20 protein-coding genes and 1 pseudogene are annotated in these 19,121 nt (G+C 66.7%); 5 read left to right on the top strand and 16 right to left on the bottom strand.

Annotated features, from left to right (window positions below; all coding sequences use genetic code 11):
* Positions 1 to 378: 378 nt before the first annotated feature.
* Together ygiD and AB0H36_RS45830 are read right to left on the bottom strand one after the other, a co-directional pair.
* Positions 379 to 1,236, bottom strand: a complete 858-nt coding sequence (gene ygiD, locus AB0H36_RS45835; protein WP_360538105.1) for a 4,5-DOPA dioxygenase extradiol — start codon at positions 1,234 to 1,236, stop codon at positions 379 to 381.
* Positions 1,237 to 1,376: 140 nt separating this feature from the next.
* Positions 1,377 to 1,952, bottom strand: a complete 576-nt coding sequence (locus AB0H36_RS45830; protein ID WP_360538103.1) for a TetR/AcrR family transcriptional regulator — start codon at positions 1,950 to 1,952, stop codon at positions 1,377 to 1,379.
* A 96-nt stretch (positions 1,953 to 2,048) separates the two neighbouring features.
* On the opposite strand from AB0H36_RS45830, the gene AB0H36_RS45825 reads away from it, so the two are divergent.
* Positions 2,049 to 2,177: a hypothetical protein gene (locus AB0H36_RS45825; protein WP_360538101.1), complete on the top strand. Its 129-nt coding sequence runs from the start codon at positions 2,049 to 2,051 to the stop codon at positions 2,175 to 2,177.
* Between the two features lie 133 nt (positions 2,178 to 2,310).
* Here the strand turns inward: AB0H36_RS45825 and AB0H36_RS45820 are convergent, their stop codons facing one another.
* The 5 genes from AB0H36_RS45820 to AB0H36_RS45800 are packed head-to-tail and all read right to left on the bottom strand — an operon-like array spanning position 2,311 to position 6,991.
* Positions 2,311 to 3,375, bottom strand: coding sequence for a branched-chain amino acid ABC transporter permease (locus tag AB0H36_RS45820; RefSeq protein ID WP_360538099.1), 1,065 nt, complete (start codon positions 3,373 to 3,375; stop codon positions 2,311 to 2,313).
* Positions 3,372 to 4,244 carry a branched-chain amino acid ABC transporter permease gene (locus AB0H36_RS45815; protein WP_360538097.1) on the bottom strand — a complete coding sequence of 291 codons (873 nt, stop codon included), beginning with the start codon at positions 4,242 to 4,244 and terminating at the stop codon, positions 3,372 to 3,374. The genes AB0H36_RS45820 and AB0H36_RS45815 overlap by 4 nt, the downstream gene beginning before the upstream one ends.
* Positions 4,241 to 5,503 (bottom strand): ABC transporter substrate-binding protein, encoded by a 1,263-nt coding sequence (locus AB0H36_RS45810; protein WP_360538095.1) that lies wholly within the window; start codon positions 5,501 to 5,503, stop codon positions 4,241 to 4,243. Before AB0H36_RS45810 ends, AB0H36_RS45815 begins: the two co-directional genes overlap by 4 nt.
* 23 nt (positions 5,504 to 5,526) lie before the next feature.
* The gene (locus AB0H36_RS45805) at positions 5,527 to 6,228 is read right to left on the bottom strand and encodes an ABC transporter ATP-binding protein (protein WP_360538093.1); all 702 of its coding nucleotides are present in this window, start codon (positions 6,226 to 6,228) and stop codon (positions 5,527 to 5,529) included.
* Positions 6,212 to 6,991, bottom strand: coding sequence for an ABC transporter ATP-binding protein (locus tag AB0H36_RS45800; protein WP_360538091.1), 780 nt, complete (start codon positions 6,989 to 6,991; stop codon positions 6,212 to 6,214). The genes AB0H36_RS45805 and AB0H36_RS45800 overlap by 17 nt, the downstream gene beginning before the upstream one ends.
* A 439-nt stretch (positions 6,992 to 7,430) precedes the next feature.
* Here AB0H36_RS45800 and AB0H36_RS45795 point away from each other — a divergent pair, with 439 nt between their 5' ends.
* On the top strand, positions 7,431 to 8,258 hold the full coding sequence (locus AB0H36_RS45795) for a CPBP family intramembrane glutamic endopeptidase (RefSeq protein ID WP_360538089.1): 828 nt from the start codon (positions 7,431 to 7,433) through the stop codon (positions 8,256 to 8,258).
* 64 nt (positions 8,259 to 8,322) lie between these two features.
* Here the strand turns inward: AB0H36_RS45795 and ctaD are convergent, their stop codons facing one another.
* The 3 genes from ctaD to AB0H36_RS45780 all read right to left on the bottom strand — a co-directional run bounded on the left by ctaD (position 8,323) and on the right by AB0H36_RS45780 (position 11,875).
* A complete protein-coding gene (gene ctaD / locus AB0H36_RS45790; RefSeq protein WP_360538107.1) occupies positions 8,323 to 9,999 on the bottom strand; it encodes a cytochrome c oxidase subunit I in 1,677 nt (558 codons plus the stop codon).
* Between the two features lie 335 nt (positions 10,000 to 10,334).
* Complete coding sequence (locus AB0H36_RS45785) at positions 10,335 to 10,994, bottom strand: response regulator transcription factor (protein WP_360538087.1); 660 nt, start codon at positions 10,992 to 10,994, stop codon at positions 10,335 to 10,337.
* A 2-nt stretch (positions 10,995 to 10,996) separates the two neighbouring features.
* Entirely contained in the window at positions 10,997 to 11,875 is an 879-nt protein-coding gene (locus AB0H36_RS45780; protein WP_360538085.1) for a HAMP domain-containing sensor histidine kinase, read from the bottom strand.
* Positions 11,876 to 12,293: 418 nt separating this feature from the next.
* On the opposite strand from AB0H36_RS45780, the gene AB0H36_RS45775 reads away from it, so the two are divergent.
* Entirely contained in the window at positions 12,294 to 12,608 is a 315-nt protein-coding gene (locus AB0H36_RS45775) for a TraR/DksA C4-type zinc finger protein (RefSeq protein ID WP_360538083.1), read from the top strand.
* 234 nt (positions 12,609 to 12,842) lie between these two features.
* On the opposite strand, the gene AB0H36_RS45770 is transcribed toward AB0H36_RS45775, so the two are convergent.
* The gene (locus AB0H36_RS45770; RefSeq protein WP_360538081.1) at positions 12,843 to 13,787 is read right to left on the bottom strand and encodes a slipin family protein; all 945 of its coding nucleotides are present in this window, start codon (positions 13,785 to 13,787) and stop codon (positions 12,843 to 12,845) included.
* A gap of 54 nt (positions 13,788 to 13,841) precedes the next feature.
* Positions 13,842 to 14,264 carry a TraR/DksA family transcriptional regulator gene (locus AB0H36_RS45765; protein WP_360538079.1) on the bottom strand — a complete coding sequence of 141 codons (423 nt, stop codon included), beginning with the start codon at positions 14,262 to 14,264 and terminating at the stop codon, positions 13,842 to 13,844.
* A 475-nt stretch (positions 14,265 to 14,739) separates the two neighbouring features.
* Between AB0H36_RS45765 and AB0H36_RS45760 the strand changes: the two genes are divergently transcribed.
* Both AB0H36_RS45760 and AB0H36_RS45755 read left to right on the top strand, forming a co-directional pair.
* A complete protein-coding gene (locus tag AB0H36_RS45760) occupies positions 14,740 to 15,153 on the top strand; it encodes a TraR/DksA C4-type zinc finger protein (protein WP_360538077.1) in 414 nt (137 codons plus the stop codon).
* Positions 15,150 to 15,926 carry a rod shape-determining protein gene (locus AB0H36_RS45755; protein WP_360538075.1) on the top strand — a complete coding sequence of 259 codons (777 nt, stop codon included), beginning with the start codon at positions 15,150 to 15,152 and terminating at the stop codon, positions 15,924 to 15,926. Before AB0H36_RS45760 ends, AB0H36_RS45755 begins: the two co-directional genes overlap by 4 nt.
* Here the strand turns inward: AB0H36_RS45755 and AB0H36_RS45750 are convergent.
* The 4 genes and pseudogenes from AB0H36_RS45750 to AB0H36_RS45735 all read right to left on the bottom strand — a co-directional run.
* Entirely contained in the window at positions 15,809 to 16,513 is a 705-nt protein-coding gene (locus tag AB0H36_RS45750; protein WP_360538073.1) for a V-type ATP synthase subunit D, read from the bottom strand. The genes AB0H36_RS45755 and AB0H36_RS45750 overlap by 118 nt on opposite strands.
* A gap of 188 nt (positions 16,514 to 16,701) precedes the next feature.
* A complete protein-coding gene (locus AB0H36_RS45745; RefSeq protein ID WP_360538071.1) occupies positions 16,702 to 17,496 on the bottom strand; it encodes an NAD-dependent epimerase/dehydratase family protein in 795 nt (264 codons plus the stop codon).
* A 34-nt stretch (positions 17,497 to 17,530) separates the two neighbouring features.
* A complete protein-coding gene (locus AB0H36_RS45740) occupies positions 17,531 to 18,475 on the bottom strand; it encodes an NAD(P)-dependent oxidoreductase (RefSeq protein WP_360538069.1) in 945 nt (314 codons plus the stop codon).
* Between the two features lie 28 nt (positions 18,476 to 18,503).
* A pseudogene (locus AB0H36_RS45735) lies at positions 18,504 to 19,121 on the bottom strand (pyruvate dehydrogenase (acetyl-transferring), homodimeric type); the annotation flags it as partial.

Raw genomic sequence — 19,121 nt, 5'->3', positions numbered from 1 at the left:
GTGTTACCCGGAGCCAACCTGCACCGGCCGGCCCCCCTCTCCCCCGGCCACGCGAGCCACCCCGCGTGCGTATTGGGGGTGTCCCCAAGCCGCCAGGGTGGAACGTGCTGTCGGTCAGCTTTGCAGTGATTTGAGCGCGCCCTTGTGCTTAGCGAGCCAGTCGGCGAAGGACTGGAGGGTTGGGTTGAGCTCGCGGACCTTTTTGTGAGGTCGCGGTCGCCGGTGAACTGTTCGTGGTTCTCGGCGTAGTACTGGAACATCTCCGCGAGTGGCAGTGGCCAACGGGCTGTGGCGGCCAGTGGCTGTGGCAGGCCACTGAAGATCGTCACTCCGTAGCGGGGTCCACGAAGTGTCCGGCACCGGGACTCGCGTAAGTGGTCAGAGATTGCTGTCGATGGCCTGCAAGTCCTCGGGTAGCTCTGCGGCCGGACCTGCACCGGTGGTGGCGCTGGTGTCACACTTGAGGCCCAAGGTGTACGCCGCCATGGAGATCGAGCCGGCCGCGTGGCCGTCGACAAGCTGCTCGAGCGGTTCGCCGTCGGCGAGTCCGGCGATGTACAGCAACGGCAGATAGTGGTCGGGGGTCGGCACTGCCCGGGCGAAGTCCGGGTGACCGTCGAGGGCAGCGACTTCGTTCGGGGAGTTCTCCAGGGTCTCTCGTGCGACGTCGTCGAATCGAAGCGCCCAGTCGTAGCCGGACTCGGGTTGGCGATAGTCGACCGCGCGAAGATTGTGTACGACGTTGCCGCTGCCGACGATCAGGATGCCTTCGTCTCGCAGGGGTGCGAGCTTGCGCCCGAGCTCCAGATGGTGGTCGAAGTCCTTGAATGCGTTGAGCGACAGCTGGACAACTGGTATCTGGGCATCCGGGAAGGCGTGCAGCAAGACCGACCAGGTGCCATGGTCGATGCCCCAGCTGTCGATGTCCTGGCCTACCCAAGTCGGCTTGCACACGTCAGCCACCTGCTCGGCCAGTTCCGGCGAGCCGGGCGCCGGGTACTCGACGTCGAACAGCTCCTGGGGGAAGCCGTAGAAGTCGTGGATCGTGCGCGGTCGAGGCATCGCCGTGACGGCGGTCGCGTTGGTGTACCAGTGGGCAGAGACCACCAAGATGGCACGAGGGCGCGGTACCGACTCGCCGAACGTTCGCCACGCTTCCGTGTAGCGGTTGCGCGTCAACGCGTTCATCGGGTTGCCGTGACCGAGGAACGCGGCGGGCATCCGCTGTCCGGTCACAGCCGCCTCCCTGTTCAACCTCCGACTCGTCAACACTCGACGATACGCTCATCGACACCGACGGACACAGCAGTCGTCCAGGCAGAACGATGCTCGGTCCACCAGGTGGCTTGGGCGAGTGGCAGCGGCGGGTGGCCGTGTCAGGGTGGGGTCACAGCGGGAGTCAGCAGTTCGAGGACGCGGTCCGCCCAGCCGTGTCGCGGCGATCCGAATCTGAGGACCTCGGCCAGGTAGGCACCGATCAGGAGGCCGAGCAACGTGTCGGCGTCGACGTCTGCCTCGAGTCGACCCTCCGCGACGTCGGCGTTCACCAGGTCGGTGAGCGTACCCAGCCGGGATGCGAAGCGTGCCCGGAGGGCCGAGGTGAAGTCGGGATCGCTGTTGGCGATGACAGCGGCGGTGCCGCCCGGTCCGATTCGGTTCTCCAGGATGTCGCTGATCCGGTCGAGAACCCATCGCAGCTTTTCCCTGACCGGGAGTTCGGGTGGCAGTGGAGCGGGGTCGACGAGGTGCTCCATGGTCGTGCGCATCAGTTCGTCGCGGCTGCGGTAGCGGCGGTAGATCGTCGTACGTGCCACGCCGGATCGGGCCGCGACCGAATCGATGTTCATTGCGGCTGGGCCCTTCAGACGCAGTAGCTCGAGTGCCGCTTGGATGATGCGCTGGTCGGTCGACTCGAGCCGGGGTCGGCCGCGGCCGGTGGAGCTGCGGGGCATGGGTCCAGTCCTCCGGGAGTAATCTGTCACGATTTACGCTACAAGAATTGTAGCGATAAAGCAGCCTCACCCCAAGGAGGATTCGACGGAAGGGACATGATCCTGCTGATGCTGACCGGTCTGACGATGTTCATCATCGCGCTCCGAGTCATCGCGCGGGAGCGCGAAAGCCGCGCGACGCCGACAACTGATTCCCTACCCGCTCGGCGGATGATCTACCGCTGACGGTCGCAGAATGTCAGCGGCGCGGCATGTGCTGTTGGCAGTCTCCCTCTGCAGCGTGGACGGCCGATCAAATGATCGACGCCCGCTTCGTCTCGGGCCAACCGATAGGAGGTTCGGTACTGAACTTGTGGACTCACTGCTTCGGTGCGGTGACTGGTTCGTGCTCGGCGACGGCCGGCGCCGTCGCACCGCTGAGGAGTGTGCGTGTGTCGGAGACACCGCGGCGGTTGCGCAGCAGGTGCGCGACGGATCCCCACACTCCCCGGCGGAAGAGAAGTACGACGCCGACGAAGATCAGACCGGTGATCAATCCAGGTCCGGTGACGTGCAGTGGACCGACGCTGATCCCCGAGGTAGCGACGTAGTCCTCGACTTGGACGATCAGGGCGGCGCCGATCACACTGCCCCACAGAGTTCCGATACCACCGAGAACTGTCATGATCACGACCTTGCCGGACGTCGTCCAGTACACCTCCTGGAGCGAGGCGAAGCCGTGACTGATCGCGTACAGGCCGCCGGCGATCCCTGACAATCCGGCCGAGATGACGAAGATCATCACCTTGTATCGGTCCACCGGGTACCCGAGTGACCTCGACCGCGCCGGGTTCTCACGGATCGCGACGAGGACGCGGCCGAAGGGCGAGTGCACGACCCTCCAGGCGATCGCCAGGCCGATCAGCGCGATAGGCAGCCCGGCGTAGTAGAAGTAGAACGGGTCGGACAGGTCCAGCCCGAAGAAGTTCTTCGGGATGCCCTGCAGGCCGTTCTCGCCACCGGTCGCCGAGCTCCACTGGTTCGCCAGGAAGTACACCATCTGGGCAAAGGCCAGGGTCACCATCGCGAAGTAGATACCGGTACGGCGTACGGCGAGCACCGCGATCGGCACCGCCAGCACCATCGCGACGACCGAGCCTCCGAGTACGGCGATCGGGAAGGGCATGCCGGTCTCGATCGCGATCGTGCCCGCGGTGTACGCCGCACTGCCCCAGAACGCCGCATGTCCGAACGAGAGCAGGCCCGTGAAACCGAGCAGCAGGTCGAGCGCCACCGCGAACAGAGCCCAGGCAATGATGTCCATCGCCACTGGCGGATAGATGAGCCATGGCAGCGCGAGCGCCAGCACCAGCCCGCCGAGTACTGCGGCCAGTCTCCAGAACCGGGGCATCGTGGCCAGTTTGCGGATCGTCAATACCGTCACAGGGCAGCCTCCTCACGGCCGAACAGACCGGCCGGCCGCCACAGCAGCACGATGGCCATCAGGATGAAGACCGACGTGGTCGCCAGTCCGGGGACGTACACGTTGCCGAGAGCCTGCAGCATGCCGATCAGGAATCCGGCGGCGACCGATCCGAAGATCGACCCGAGGCCTCCGATGACGACGACCGCGAACACGAGGATGATCAGGTCGGCGCCCATCAACGGGCTGACGGCCCGCATCGGAGCGGCCAGTACGCCGGACAGGGCGGCCAGAGCGATGCCGAACCCGAACACCGGTGAGATCCACCGTCCGACGTCGATGCCCATCGCCCTGGTCAGCTCGCTCCGTTCGGTCGCGGCGCGGATGATCATGCCCACGCGAGTCCGGGCCAGGAGCAACCAGGCGCCCAGCGAGACGAGCACGGAGAACACCAGCACGAAGACCTGGTACGCCGGGAAGCCGAACAGCCCGAGGTCGACGGAGCCCTGCAATCCGTCCGGCTGCGGATACGGCTGGGGCTGCGAGCCGTACTTCATCCGCAGCAGGTCCTGGAAGATCAGGGTCAGGCCGAAGGTCAGCAGGAAGTTGTACAGCGGGTCCAACGCGACCAGACGGCGTACGAGCAAGCGCTCCAGCACCATCCCAACTCCGCCGAGCACGAAGGGGACCACGACCAGAGCCACCCAGAAGTTGACGCCGGCTTCGTTGAGGAGGACGAAAGCGCCGAACGCGCCGAGCATGTAGAACGCGCCATGGGCGAAGTTGACCACCCCGAGCATCCCGAAGATCACCGCGAGCCCCAGTGCCAGCAGTGCGTAGAAGCTGCCGTTGACGAGTCCGTTGAACGCGTGCTGGAGCAGGTCGGTCATCCCTGGTCCATCTTGCAGGTGCTCTCGGACACCGGCTTGAACGCCTTGTCCGCGGGAATGGTGGTCACGATCTTCTCGTAGTCGTACTCCTCCATGACGTCGCTCTTCGGCTTCACCTCGGCCAGATAGGCGTCGTGGACGACGCGATGGTCCTCGGCCCGGATCTTGCCGTTGCGCAGGAAGAAGTCGTTGATCTCCTTGCCTTCCAGGTTCTTCACCACGTCGTTCGACGCGTCGGTGCCGGCGGCCTGCACAGCCTCCAGGTAGTTCATCGCCGCCGAGTAGTTCCCGGCGTGGGCGAACGACGGCCGGACTCCGGTCTTCTCCTTGAACTTGTCGGCCCACTCGCGGTTCTGCTGGTCGAAGTTCCAGTACCAGGCGTCGGTGAACCGGGTGCCCGCCAGTGCGTCCGGCCCGAGCGAGTGGATGTCGGTGATGAACATCAGGCCCACCGACAGGCCGACGCCCTTGTCCTTGAGCTTGAACTGGTTGTACTGCTTCACCAAGTTCACCAGTTCACCGCCGGCGTGCATGGTCCCCAGTACGTCGGGCTTCGCCGCCGGCGCCTGCAGGAGCTGGGATGAGAAGTCACCGCTGGTGTTCGGGAACTCGGACGACTTCTTGCCAACCACCTTGCCGCCCGCGGTCTCGACGGCCTTGGAGAAGCTCTTCTCCATGTCCTGGCCGAACGCGTAGTCGGGATAGACGATGTACCAGTTCTTGGCCCCGGCTTCGGTCACCGTCGTACCGGTGCCGTTGGCCAGCATGTAGGTGTCGTAGGCGTAGTGGAAGGTGTACTTGTTGCACTTGTCACCGGTCAGCGCGGTCGTCGCGGCGGTGATGTTGAAGTACAGCTTCTCCTTCGCCTGGGCCTGTCCGGCGACCGCGAGCGCGGCCGACGAGGTGGGGACATCGAAGATGGCGTCGGCCTTCTGCCGGTCGTACATCTCCTGCGCCTTGGTGTTCGCCACCTCGGGCTTGTTCTGGTGGTCGGCGACCACGACCTCGATGTTCTTGCTGACCGCGTCGTCGCCGTGTTTGGCCTTGAAGTCCTCGACGGCCATCTCGATCGCCTTGACGGCGTTCGGGCCGGACAGTTCGCTGTAGATGCCGGTCTGGTCGTTGATGACGCCGAGCACGATCTTGTCGTCGCTGATCTTCCCGCCACCACCCGATGGGCCGCCCGCCCCGCCACCGCAGGCTGCCAGCAGCGAGACGACCGCAAGGGTCGAGATCGCCGGAATGAGGTTTTGTCGCATCAGGATCTCCTCCGAAGGTGGGGTCAGATACCGAGGTACTCGAGCAACTCGTGCTCTCGTTCCTTGACCTCGGTGTTGTCCAACGTCTGCACGACCCGGCCCTGGGCGAGCAGATAGTGGCGATCGGCAACGGTCGAGGCGAACCGGACGTTCTGCTCGACGAGCAACACGGTCACCCCGGATGCCTTGACATCCCGCAAGATGTCGCCGATCTGGCGCACCAGCACGGGCGACAGTCCTTCCGTCGGCTCGTCGCACAACAGCAGCCGGGCGCCCATCCGGAGTACGCGGGCGATGGCGAGCATCTGCTGCTCGCCACCCGAGAGCCTGGTTCCCGGGAACCGGCGGCGTTGCTTCAGCACCGGGAACGACTCGTACACCCGGTCCGCGGACCAGGCGCCGTCACCGACGGCCGGTGGCAGCCTCAGATTCTCCTCGACGGTCAGGCTGGCGAAGATTCCGCGGTCGTCCGGCACCAGACCCAGACCTCGACGCGCACGGTGGTGGGCCGCCAGTCCGGTGATGTCGGTGCCGTCCAGGGTCACCACCCCCGCCGTTGGCTGATGGAGCCCCATCAGGCAGCGCAGTAGCGTCGTCTTGCCGGCGCCGTTGCGGCCGACCAGCGTGACCACCTCGCCTGTCTGAACATCCAGCGACACCTCGCGCAGCACCTGCGCCTCGCCGTACGACGCGTTGATCCCCTGCACCTCAAGCAGCGGACTCACCGCCCAGGTACGCCTCGATCACCCGCGAGTCGTTGCGGACCTCGTCGTACGTCCCCTCGGTCAGGATCCGGCCGAACTGCAGGACTGTGACGCGGTCGGCGAGGCCTGCCACGACACTCATGTTGTGCTCCACGAGAACGACAGTGCGATCTGCGCGGATCCGCCTGATGAGTTCGACCGTCCGCTCGACGTCCTCCAGCCCCATACCGGCCGTCGGTTCGTCGAGGAGCAGCACGGCTGGATCGAGAGCGAGCGCGAGCGCGAGCTCGAGCGCTCGCTTCTGCCCATAGGCAAGCGTTCCGGCCGGTACGTCGCGATGCGTGATGAGACCCACCTGGTCGAGCAGATCGCCGGCGCGATCGTGGAACCTGGTCAGCACCCGATCCGACACCCAGAACCTGTGGCTCAGCTTTGTTGTGCTCAGCAACGCCAACTCCACATGCTGCTGCAGGGTCAGTTGCTCGAACAGATTGGTGATCTGGAACGAGCGGGCCACACCCAATCGCGCGATCCGTTCCGGCGACGACCCGGTGACCTCCTGCCCGCCCAATCTGATCTGGCCCCCGGTCGGCTTGAGGAACCCGGTCAGCAGGTTGAACAGCGTCGTCTTGCCGGCACCATTCGGCCCAACCAGCGCATGCACATCTCCCTCGGCGATGGCCAAGTCGACGTTGTCCACGGCAGTGAAGCCGCGGAAGGACTTACTCAACCCCGCGGTCGTGATCACCGCCCCGGCCCGTCCGCCCGCGTCACTTCGATTCATGGGGGGAACCTAGGGCCGCAACGCAGACCGTCCTATGTCCTAGCTGGCCACAGTGCGCGCCCTGTTTATGTGGCGCGCACACAGTTTCGCCCTGGTGCTGCGAATTGACAGCCTCATGGGAGCGGTTAAGTATCCTCGCACGCGCGGCGTGGCGACTTACGTCGCGGCGCCCAGGTCTCGCAGGCCACTGCCGAGGACGGGCGTAGCCGGCCGCGGCCTGAGCCGGTACCTGGCTGAGGTGCTCAGATTCGGATCGCCGCCCGAGCGGAGTTCCCTCAGGGGAATAGAAACGCTACAGATGGTGTTTCGTAAATCATCGGGCTTCAGCGTCTAGTCCCTGGGTGGACGACGCGAAGCCGTCACCGCCGCACTCTGGAAGGTAGAACCGATGAATGCTCGCTCAGTCGATCACCAGGCTGCCACGTCATCCAATGCGCTGTTGAACGTCAGCCGATACCGGCACCCCGTGGCGTTCTATGTCCTCGCCACGGCCATCCCGTGGGCTCTGTGGTTCACCACCGCCTGGCTCTCGCACCGGCCCGACACCAGCCGGCTCACCCTCGGCACCATGACCGGCCTCGCCTTGGCCGGTCTGGTCGCGCCCGTGCTCGTGGCGATCTGGTTCATCCGCAAGGACGGGCTCACCCGCGACGTCCGCACGCGTCTGGTGTCGCCGCCAGGCGCGCCGACCTGGATCTGGGGCGCGGCCCTGTTCCTGCTCCCCGTCTCCCTCCTCGTCGCCACCGCGATCTCCATCCCGTTCGGCTACGACATCTCCCAGTTCCGGCTCCGGGACAGCTTCTCGTTCACCGCGGGCCTGATGCCGGCCTGGATAGTCCTCCTCCTGGCGCCCGTCCTGGAGGAGCTTGCCTGGAAGACCTACGGCACGGACTCGCTCGCGTCCCGGATGAACGTCCTGTGGACATCCCTGGTGTTCGGTGTCGTGTGGGTCTTGTGGCATGTGCCGCTCGGCTTCATCAAGGGCTACTACCAGGCAGAGGTCGTGGACGAGGGCTGGATCCACAGCCTCAACTACGCCGTATCGCTGATCCCGTTCCTCATCCTGATGAACTGGCTGTACTACCGCGGTGGCCGCAGCGTCCTGGTCGCGATCGTCTTCCACCTCGCCGCCAACTTCGGCAACGAGCTCTTCAATACGCATCCGGACACCAAAGTGATCCAGACCGGCGTACTGCTCGTCCTGTCCATCGTCGTGATCTGGCGCGATCGCGCACTGTTCCTGACGCCCCCGAGCCGCCGCGCCTGACGCCGCTGCCGACCAAGGAATCAGATCTGGGTGGCCTGGAGGAGCAGCGCGTCAATCGTCGACGTCATCTGTCGTGGAAGCCTTTTTGTTGCTCGAGGTGCTCTGCTCGACCCCGGTCCTCACCGGCGTCGAGCAGGTTGTCCTTCGGCGCCCGGTTGTCCGGATACTCGGCCAGCGCGAGGTCCGCGTGGTGCAGGTCGAACGCCGGGCTCTCGGACCGGATCCGCGGCAGCCGGTCGAAGTTGTGCCGCGGCGGCGGCGAGCTGGTCGCCCACTCCAGCGAGCGACCCCAGCCCCAGGGGTCATCCACGCCCACCAGCGGCGCCTTGCGCGACTTCCAGACGTTGTAAAGGAACGGCAGCGTCGAGGCACCGAGGAGGAAGGCGCCGACGCTGGACACCTGATTCAGCGTGGTGAAGCCCTCGTTGGCGCCGTACGACGCGTAGCGCCGCGGCATGCCCTCGACACCGAGCCAGTGCTGCACCAGGAACGTGGTGTGGAAACCGATGAACAGCAGCCAGAAGTGCAGCTTCCCCAAGCGCTCATCCAGCATCCGGCCGGTGAACTTCGGCCACCAGAAGTAGAACCCGGCGAACATCGCGAACACAACGGTGCCGAACACGACGTAGTGGAAGTGCGCGACCACGAAATAGGTGTCTGTGACCTGATAGTCCAGGACCGGCGAGGCCAGGATGACCCCCGTCAGACCGCCGAACAGGAAGGTCGTCATAAAGCCGATCGACCAGAGCATCGGCGTCTCCAACGACACCGAACCACCCCAGATCGTGCCGATCCAGTTGAAGAACTTCACCCCGGTCGGCACCGCGATCAGGAACGACATGAACGAGAAGAACGGCAAGCTGACCGCGCCGGTGACGAACATGTGGTGCGCCCACACGGTGGCTGACAACGCCGCGATCGCGAGGGTTGCCCCGACCAGACCCATGTAGCCGAAGACCGGCTTGCGGCTGAACACCGGCAGGATCTCGGTCACGATGCCGAAGAACGGCAGCGCGATGATGTACACCTCGGGATGCCCGAAGAACCAGAACAGGTGCTGCCACAGCAATGGCCCACCGTTCGCGGCATCGAAGACGTGCGCTCCGAGCATCCGGTCTGCGGCGAGCATCAGCAGCGCGCCGGCCAGGATCGGGAAGGCGATCAGCACCAGGATCGACGTCACCAGGATGTTCCAGCAGAAGATCGGCATCCGGAACATCGTCATACCCGGCGCCCGCATGGTGATGATCGTCGTGACGAAGTTGACCGCACCCAGGATGGTGCCCAGACCGGCCATCCACAGGCCCATGATCCACAGATCACCGCCGATACCCGGCGAGCGCACGGCGTCGGACAGCGGCGCGTAACCGGTCCAGCCAAAGTCCGCTGCCCCTCCAGGGGTCAGAAACCCACTGAAGGCAATGAGCCCGCCGAACAGGAACAGCCAATAGCTGAACATGTTCAGCCGCGGGAACGCGACGTCCGGGGCGCCGATCTGGACCGGCATGATCACGTTCGCGAAGCCGACGAACAGCGGGGTCGCGAACAGCAGCAGCATGATCGTGCCGTGCATGGTGAAGAGCTGGTTGTAAACCTCCTCGTTCACGATCTGCAGGCCCGGTTCGGCGAGCTCGGCGCGGATGACCAGCGCCATCACACCGCCGATCAGGAAGAAGCCGAACGACGTGATCAGATACAGGTGCCCGATCAGCTTGTGATCGGTGCTGGTCAGCCACCGCACAACTGCCGTGCCAAGACGGCGCCGCGGAAAGGCGGATTCGGAGGGGCCGGCTCTGCCCGCCACTGACCACGGCCGGTCCTGATGGGCGCCGACATGCGTCAACTGCTCGTTCAGGGAATCGTCGCCGGTCTGGGTCGTTCCCACGGGCCGGCTCACCTCCTCGTCACAACGAATGGCGGCGGCGCGATCGCCCGTCGGCGCGGCCACACGAGCCAACGATGCCGCTCCCGTGTCAGTGCCAGGTAGGTGTTCCCCCGGCGAAGGTCACCCTCCGTTGTTGCCGGACATCGGCAAGCTGCTCAGGCCCTGGGCGACCATTCGCGGCCGGTCCGTGGTCAGGGCTCGATGAGGCCGGCCCGGATTGCGTAGCGGGCAAGCTCCAAACGGTCGCGGAGACCGAGTTTCTGGAGCATGTTCGCCCGGTGCCGCTCGACCGTCTTGATACTGATGAACAGGATCTCGGCGATCTCCTTGGAGGAATGCCCCTCGGCGACGAGCTTGAGGACCTCCTCCTCACGGGCGGTCAGGATCTGCTCCGGGATCGCCTGACCGAGCCGGACCCGGTTCAGGTAGTTGCGGATCAGCGCGTTCACCGCCCCCGGGTAGAGGAACGGCTCCCCACGCATCGCGGCATGGCAGGCCTCCACCAGATCACGGTCGGCCACGGACTTCAGCACGTAACCCGCCGCGCCGGCCCGCAGCGCCTGGAAGAAGTACTGCTCGTTGTCGTACATCGTCAGCATGAGAATCCGCAGGTCGGGATGGCGCGACGACAGTTCACGGGCGGCCTGCAGGCCGGTCATGCGCGGCATCGCGATATCGAGGATCGCCAGGTCGATCTCGGTGGTCCGGACCAGGTCCACGGCCTCCTTGCCATCGCCGGCTTCGGCGACCACCTGGAGGCCCGGTGTGCCGTCCAGGATCAGCCGGATGCCGCGTCGTACCAGGACATGATCATCGGCGAGCAGGATGCGGATCGCTTCCGGTGCGGCCATGTTCAGGCTCCGTTCCGGTCGAGCGGCACCGACAGGTTCACCTCGACACCACCTGTCGGCGAGACGCCGACCTCGAGTGTGGCGCCGACCAGCAGGGCACGCTCACGCATGCCACGGATTCCGGCTCCCTCGTGGGCCAGGCCGATGCCGCGGCCGTCGTCACGAATCCGCAGGCTCACAACGTCCGCACTGTGGCGCAGAGAGATCTCGACGCGAGCGGCCTCGGCGTGCCGGGCGACATTGGTCAGTCCCTCCTGCGCAACCCGGTAGATGACCAGTTCGGCCTGCTCGTCGAGCGCCGGCAGACCAGGCTGAAACTGATGCAGGATCGCGAGACCGGTGTGCGTGGACAGGTCGGTGACCAGCGCTGTCAACGCACTGACCAGCCCCAGATCTTCAAGCACACCGGGCCGCAGCCTGCGCGCCAGCCGCCGTACTTCGTCGAGGCTGTCGCGGGTCGTCTCCTCAGCATGGCGCAGGTCCGCACGCAGCTCGTCATCGTCCACGCGTTCTGCTGCGCGGATCAGTTCCAGCAGGACTGCGGTGAGGCTCTGGCCGACCTCGTCGTGGAGCTCCTGCGCGATCCGCCGGCGCTCCGCCTCCTGGGCGGACAGCGCTCGAGTGTTGCTCATGGCACGTTCAGCCTCCAACCGCGCGAGCATGTCGTTGAAGGCGGTGATCAACTGCGAGACACCACCCCGCCCGGCGACCGGCAGGCGCTGCCCGGGTCGTAGCAGGTCAACCGTGGCCATCCGGCGGCTCAGCCGGTCCAACGGAGCCAGCCCCACATGGAGCAGTACGGCGTTGGCGACCAACATCACGGCCAAGCCTCCCAGGAGCACCAGCGCCTCGGTGAACAGCACCGGAACAGACACTGTCACCGGGGCCCACAGCAACAAAGCTGTGGCGGCGGCAAGCACTAACGCGTTCAGCGCGAAAATGCGCCAGAACAAAGGCACCGCAGGCACCCCTTCCTTCGTCGCCGGAGATTGACTCGGCCGACGGGCAGCAGGTGGTGGGCTCGAAGGCAGTCGACGTGGCACGCAGTCCAGCTTGCCTCCTGGGTCGCCGCGGGTCGATCCGGCCTGACCCTCATCTGCCGACCGCTGCGTACAGCTCTCACCGCCCGCGAAATGGGTGTCAGGCTCGATGGTCAACGGTCGCAGCATCGCCGATGGTGGTGACAGAACCAAGTCACGAGCCTCAAGACGGGCGACGCAGGCAGCCGGCGTACGCGGGTGGACCTCCAGGGCGTACGCCGGCCTCCCGTTGCCGTCCCCTTGAAAGGATCCGATGTAGATGACCACCGACACGGGCCGCACCCAGCAACTCACCAAGCACGAAGCACGCCAGCGGCTGGCGCACGAGCGCAACTCCCGCCTCACCCAACTCAGGGCGATCGAGGAGTCCGCGCCGCACCCGGACAGCGGCCTGCAGGACGCCCAGACCGCCGCGATCCGGCGCGTGCTCGAAGAGATCGACGCTGCCGGAAGCCGGCTGGCGGACGGCTCCTACGGCACCTGCGTAGACTGCCAATCCGCCATTCCCGTCGAACGCCTCGAGATCCTGCCCTACGTACGCTTCTGCGTCGCCTGCCAGCAACGCGCCAGTTGACCACTCCACACCCTTCCAACGCAGGTGCTCGCGGATCGAATCCTGGACGAACGACCGGTGGCGCCGTTCTGCCGCCGAGCCGGCCTTCTGCAGGGCGGAAAAGCTGGCCCGCCAGGCCAGGCACAACGCGTCGTCGCCCAGTGCAGCCGCGCCGCACCTCACGGCCTACCGGATCTCGAGCACCTGTCGTTACGCCGGCATCGCAGGCCACGCAAAGCCAGGCCGACGATGCCCTCAGGGTTGCCACGCCGGGTCGGCACAACCTGTGGGTAGTCCGCCCCACTGTGGTTGTGCCAACCCGGCGGTCTCCGGCGTTCCAGCCAACGCCGATCCCGATGCTCTGGTCGTCAGGGCCGGTACGGCGTCGTCGGCCGCCGGCTCGGTGTTCTCCGGCACGCGGGCGCCACTCGACTTGGCGGCCTCGGGAGGAGTCGACCGTTCGAGGAAGCGGAGTAGTTCGACCGGGAACGGGAGCACCAGCGTCGAGTTCTTCTCGGCTGCGACCTCGACGACCGTCTGCAGCAGCCGCAACTGCAGCGCCGCCGGATGGTTCGACATCACCTCGGCCGCCTGCCCCAGCTTCTCCGACGCCTGCAACTCGCCGTCCGCGGTGATGATGCGTGCACGACGCTCGCGCTCCGCCTCGGCCTGACGCGACATCGACCGCTTCATCGCCTCCGGCAGTGCGACGTCCTTGATCTCCACGCGCTCGATGTGGACACCCCAGTCCACGGCAGGGCTGTCGATCATCAGCTCCATGCCCTCGTTGAGGCGCTCCCGGTTGGAGAGCAGATCATCGAGCTCGCTCTTGCCGATGATCGATCGCAGCGAGGTCTGCGCGACCTGACCGACCGCGGACATGTAGTCCTGGACATCGACGCCCGCGCGCACCGGATCGATCACCTTGAAGTACACGACGGCATCCACCCGGACCGTGACGTTGTCGCGAGTGATGCCGTCCTGCGCGGGGACCGGCATCGTGATGATCTGCATGTTGACCTTCTGCAGCCGGTCCACGATCGGCACCAGGAGCACCAAGCCGGGCCGGCGGACCGTCGGAAGGACCCGGCCGAACCGGTACACCACTCCCCGCTCGAACTGCCTGACCACCCGCATACTCGCCGCGATTCCGATCACGCCGACGACCAAGGCGACAAGCACCACATCTAGGACAATCATTTCTGCTCCGTAGGGAAGGACTCAACAGGTCGTCTGTGGCCGCCAGGCGTCGGCTCACCAGTTCGCCGGCGGATCGCTGGCCGGGAACGAATCTGCGCCCCAGATGTCCACGATGTCCGGCCGTTGTGATTCCTTGGCGTACTGACATGTCAGGCAAAGGCCGGCCATCGGGATAGCCTGCAGCCGGTCGACGGGGATTGCGCGACGACAACATTGACACACGCCGAACGAGCCGATCGTGAGGCGGAAGAGAGCGGCGTCGATCTCGGCCAGAACGGCTCTGGCGCCGGTCATCAGCGCGGCGGTCACCTCGGCCTGGCCGTCGTCGGCGACGCCTGCCGCTTCAAACGACAGGTCGGTGAGCTGGTCGAGACGAAATCGACGCTGCAACTCGAGCTCGCTGCGAAACCACTGCAGGTCGAGGGCAGCTCGGCCACGTGGTCTGCTGGGCGGCGCGGCCTCATCCAGATGACTCATCGAAACCTCCTCTGCACGACAGATCACTCAGCCGCGGACACCTACGGCCGGCTTCCGATTCGCACAAAGCCACCATCGCGCCGGGCGCGCGGACACGGTACGGGTCCGGTCGGCGAAGGTCGGATGCCGTGGTTGCCGGGTATCGGCAACCTCGCGGCGAACCCTGGCTTCTGTCGTGCTACGACATATTTTGGGACTGAGCGTTGCTGTGACGGCGCACCGGTCGAATGCGGCTGGGTAGGAGGGCTGGGTCTCGCCGATGCGCCGTCCGGCAAGGTTCGAGGCCGAGGTGACACGGCGCGCCCGGCACAAATGGGTGTCAGGCCCGATGGTCTGCGGCGAGGGCTTGGGCCATGGTGGTGGTACGACGCAGTCACCAACCCGACCAGCGTCCACTCAGCCGGCGTGTGCGATGCCTCCTTGGCGCACGCCGGCTGTCATCATCCCGGGGCAGTTCGAAAGGACTTCGATCCAGATGACCACGGGCAGGACCCAGCACCTCACCGGGCACGCCGCACGGATCCGGCGCGCTTCACACTTGGCGGCGGTCGGCAACCAACTGCTCGGCGACGCCGACCTTCGCAAGCTCCGTGCGACCCTGCAAGAGCACCGGCGGTTCCGGCTGCAGCAGCTGGGCGAGATCGCCGGAGGAAGCAGCCTGGGCGCCTCCGGGGCAGGCTCCACGCCGCACATCGAGGTCAGTCGCAAACTCGCAGTGGCAGCACGTGCGGCGCTTGAGGAAATCGAGGTAGCGCTGGCCAAAATGGACGCAGGGCGGTACGGCAGGTGCAGTCGATGCGGTCGTGCCATCAGCCTCCAACTCCTGTGGAGCTACCCGCAGGCTCCTTACTGCACCCCCTGCCACCGGGTCATGAGAGGAACGCAATGACCGCGCTCTCGCAGCTCGGAGCAGGGCGACGCAGTCGCGGCTCGTCCAGCCGCCGATGCCTCGCACTCGATCTCGGTAGTGCGCAGACCCATGCCTGGATGCCCGACCGCGGCCTGGTCCTGGACACGCCCACCATCACGCCCGCCGAACTCGGCTACCCCGTTCGTCGAGGCAGCATCGTCGATACCGTCGGCGCGAGCCGCATTCTCGCTCGCCTGATCAACAGCCGCGGGGCTCCCGGTGACCGCCCGGCGCTCGTCGTCATGACCATGCCAGTCCTGGCGACCGTCGCCGACCGACTTGCCGCGCTCACGGCGATCGACGTACTCCAGCCGGGCGCCGTACTGACCATCGAGAGTGTCAAGGCCGCTGCTTTCGGAGCCGGCGCCGACCTCGTCGAACCTCTCCTCGTCGTCGATCTCGGAGCCGACCTGACCGAGGTGGCAGTCCTGAGCAACGGCTCGCTGATCGAAGCACGTCGCGCTCCACTCGGCATCAGCGACTTTGGCAGGGGCAGTACGGGCGACGACCTCGCCACGTCCGTCGGCGACATGGTGACCGATCTTCTGCGCCGGGATTGCGGCCCCCAGGTGGTCGACGCACTTGACCGAGGTCCACTCCTCACCGGCGGCGGCGCTCTGCGCCCGGCCGTCACCTACCGAATCGCCAAACGACTGTCCGCTCCGATCCGAACAGCTCCGGCGCCGCACACCGCCGCCGTACGCGGCGCCTGCGCGGCCAGGCTCGCCGTGGACCGCCACCCGGCCTCGTAGGGCCCACTACCTGTATCAGAGATCGCCACATCCACGTCACCGGGACGTCGTTCGCTAGGAGGAGAGTCCGTGAGGGTGATGTCCAAGGCATTGACCTGTTTGGTGGTCCGGGCGAGCTCGGTGGCCAGCCGGCGTACGCTCAGCTCGACCGCGCACAGGTCGAGCTGCCATTCGAGCTGCTCCTCGTAGACCGCCGCCACTGCGTCCAGCTGGGCGGAGACCAGGGCAGGAGCCCAGCCGCGGGTCGCGGGATTGCGGCGGACGGGATCGTGGCGCAGCTCGAACACTTGGACCCCTGCCACGGCCCGGGACTGCAGGTCCGCGCCGATCCCGGTCGCCGCGACCAGAGCACCCGATCCGAGAGCCTCCGGGCCGCAGATCGCGGTCGCCTGATCGACACGCTGCCGGGCCTGGACCGCGAGACTCCGCAGCTGCTCCAGACCGTCCAGGAGCTCGGTGCGGTGCTGCCGGAACTCCCGCACCAGCGCTGTTCGCTTGTCCTTCAGCAGATCGCGGCCCTGAGCAACGAAGACCGCCCGCCGCCGGCGGTCGAGCAACTCACTTCGGGTGGCGATGAGGGACTCCATGACACTCCCGGATGCTTGAACGGGCACCTCTGACCTTGCCGCCAAACCGCCTCGCCGGGTAGTGACACCTTCGGCGAAGGTCGGAACGCCTTGCTTGCCGGGAACCGGCAAGAGGTGCGAGGTGGTGTTGCTCGAAGCAACAGTCGGCTGTGGACGCTGCTGAATCGGCTCGGGCGGCGCCGCTCGCCTCAGCGTTGGGTCGCGCGGGCCAGTTCCGTGGCGAATCCCTGTCGCCACGTCACATGCTGGGGGCGCCAGTCGAGGGTGTATCGGGCGGGCATGTTGTACGCGCCGCGCAGCTGGGTCATCCAAGCGACTCCCCAGCCGCCGGCGGCCAGTCGGGCCAGGGCCACGGGAACCTGTCTTGGGGCGGGCGCATCCAGCAGCTCGGCCAGAAAGGGCAGCCACTCGCGCACCGGGGCCGGCTCGTCGTCGACGATGTTCAGCGCGCCGGTGGCGGAACTGTCGAGCGCCGCGGCGACGGCCGCGGCCGCGTCGTCGACGTGGAGGAAGGAGAAGGTCCCGAAACCGGACCCGACGATGGGTAGCTTTCCTGCCTGGACCTGGCGTACCAACGACCCGTCGGGTGCGAACATCGTGCCCGGGCCGTAGAGCTGGCCCAGTCGCAACACAAGGCCGCCGGCTCGCTTGGTGCGCTCCTCGAGCTCTCGCAAAGCGCCGAGCACGGGCGCGAACTGACTTGGCGGGTTTCGCCACCACGGCGAAGCCTCCGTGGCAGGCACCCACCTGTGCGGGTCGTAGACGCAGGCCAGGCCCTGGGTGACGACGCGGTTGGCTCCTACGCGCGCCAGCATCCCGGAGTCCAGCGCATCGGCTCGAGCGACGTCGGCGCCGAGATCTTGGACCGCGATCGCGGTACTGGCCGAGCGGGCGAGGCCGACGACTTCGTGGCCCTTGAGGCTGAGCAGTGGCAGCAACCGTCGACCGATGACTCCAGTCGCTCCGGCGACGAAGACGCGCATGGTTCCTCCTGGATGGGTTTCGTCGTGGCTGCGCCTACGGACCGCCGGCATGAGCCAGTTCGGCGACGAACCCTTGCCACCACGAGCGGTACGTCGGGTTCCAGTCGAGGACGCGTTTGACGTTGGTGTTGTCGGCACCGCGCAGCTGTGTCATGAGGGCGATGCCCCAACTGCCGATGGCCAAGCGGGCCATCGGCAGCGGAAGATGCAGAGGCGGAGGCGCACCGACCAGTTCGGCCAGCACCGGAAGCCACTCGCGGATCTGCGCGGGCTGGTCGTCCACCACGTTCAGTGCACCGTCGACGGTGGTTTCGAGTGCGGCGATGATCGCGCTCGCGGCGTCATCGGTGTGGGTGAAGGAGAAGGTTCCGGTGCCCTGCCCGACGATCGGCACAGTGCGGTTCTGAACCTGGTCGACGAACGACCCACCGGGCGCGTAGATCGTGCCGGGGCCGTACAGGTGACCGAAGCGCAGGACGAGTCCGCCTGCTTCCGCCGTCAGGGCCTCCAGGCGCCGGAGGGCTTCGAGCACGGGACCGAATTCTCTCGGCGGGCGATGCCAGAAGGGCACGTCCTCAGTGGCCGGGCCGGCTCCGTTGGGTTCGTAGACCACGGCGGAGCCCTGGGTGATCACCCGCTTGGCGCCGGCTTGGGCCGCCGCATCCACGAGGTTGATGGTGCCCTGAGTGCGCAATCGGTTGGTCTGGGCGAATTCACGGGCCAGCCGCCTCGGGTTGATCCGCGCCGGGATGGTTGTGAGCAGGTGTACTACGGCGTCGGGCGCGGCCACCCGCACGGCGCGGCGCATGGCGGCGTGGTCCAAAGCGTCGGCTTGTACGACGTCGGCGCCCAGGCGCTCGAGGGCGACGGTGGCGGCCTGCGACCGTGCCAAACCGATGACCTCGTGGCCGGTCGAGAGGAGCTGAGGCACCAGACGGCGACCGATGACGCCAGTTGCTCCGGCGACGAACACACGCATGATTCCTCCTGGAGTCCCGGGCCGGCGATCAAGGCGCCGGGTCGGGACGGTTGTTCAGTTGATATGCCTGCTGCGCCGCACGCGGCACAGAGGAGTCCAGCCCGCCGCTGTCGGCGAGCTGCTGCAGCACCCGAACAGCGATGGCCGGCGCGTCGACACCGAGATGTCGACGGAGAGCGGCGCGGGTGTCGGACCGGCCGAATCCGTCGGTTCCCAGCGAGGTCCAGGCACCGGGGACGAACGGTGCGATCTGATCGGGGACAGCGCGCATCCAGTCCGACACGGCGACCACTGGACCGGGCGCGCCGCTCAGCCGGTTGGTGACGTAGGGGATTCGGGCCGGGGCGCCGGGGTGCGCGAGGTTCCACGCTTCGACGTCGAGTGCGTCGCGGCGTAGCTGGGTCCACGAGGTCACCGACCACACGTCCGCCTGGGTCCCCCAATCCGCCGCGAGCAGGCGTTGCGCCTCCAGGGCCCAGGGCAACGCGATGCCAGAGGCAAGGATCTGTGCTTTCGGTCCATCGACGTCCGGGGCGGCGGAGTAGCGGTGCATCCCGGCGAGGATTCCGTCGACGTCGACGTCGACGTCGCCCGGGGCGGGGGCGGGCGCGGCCGGCGGCGCCCCCCGGGGGGGGGGGGGGGGGCG

This window comes from Kribbella sp. NPDC050820, assembly GCF_040653975.1.
In the GTDB taxonomy this organism is placed as follows: domain Bacteria; phylum Actinomycetota; class Actinomycetes; order Propionibacteriales; family Kribbellaceae; genus Kribbella.
This window is presented reverse-complemented; position numbering and strand designations above follow the sequence as displayed.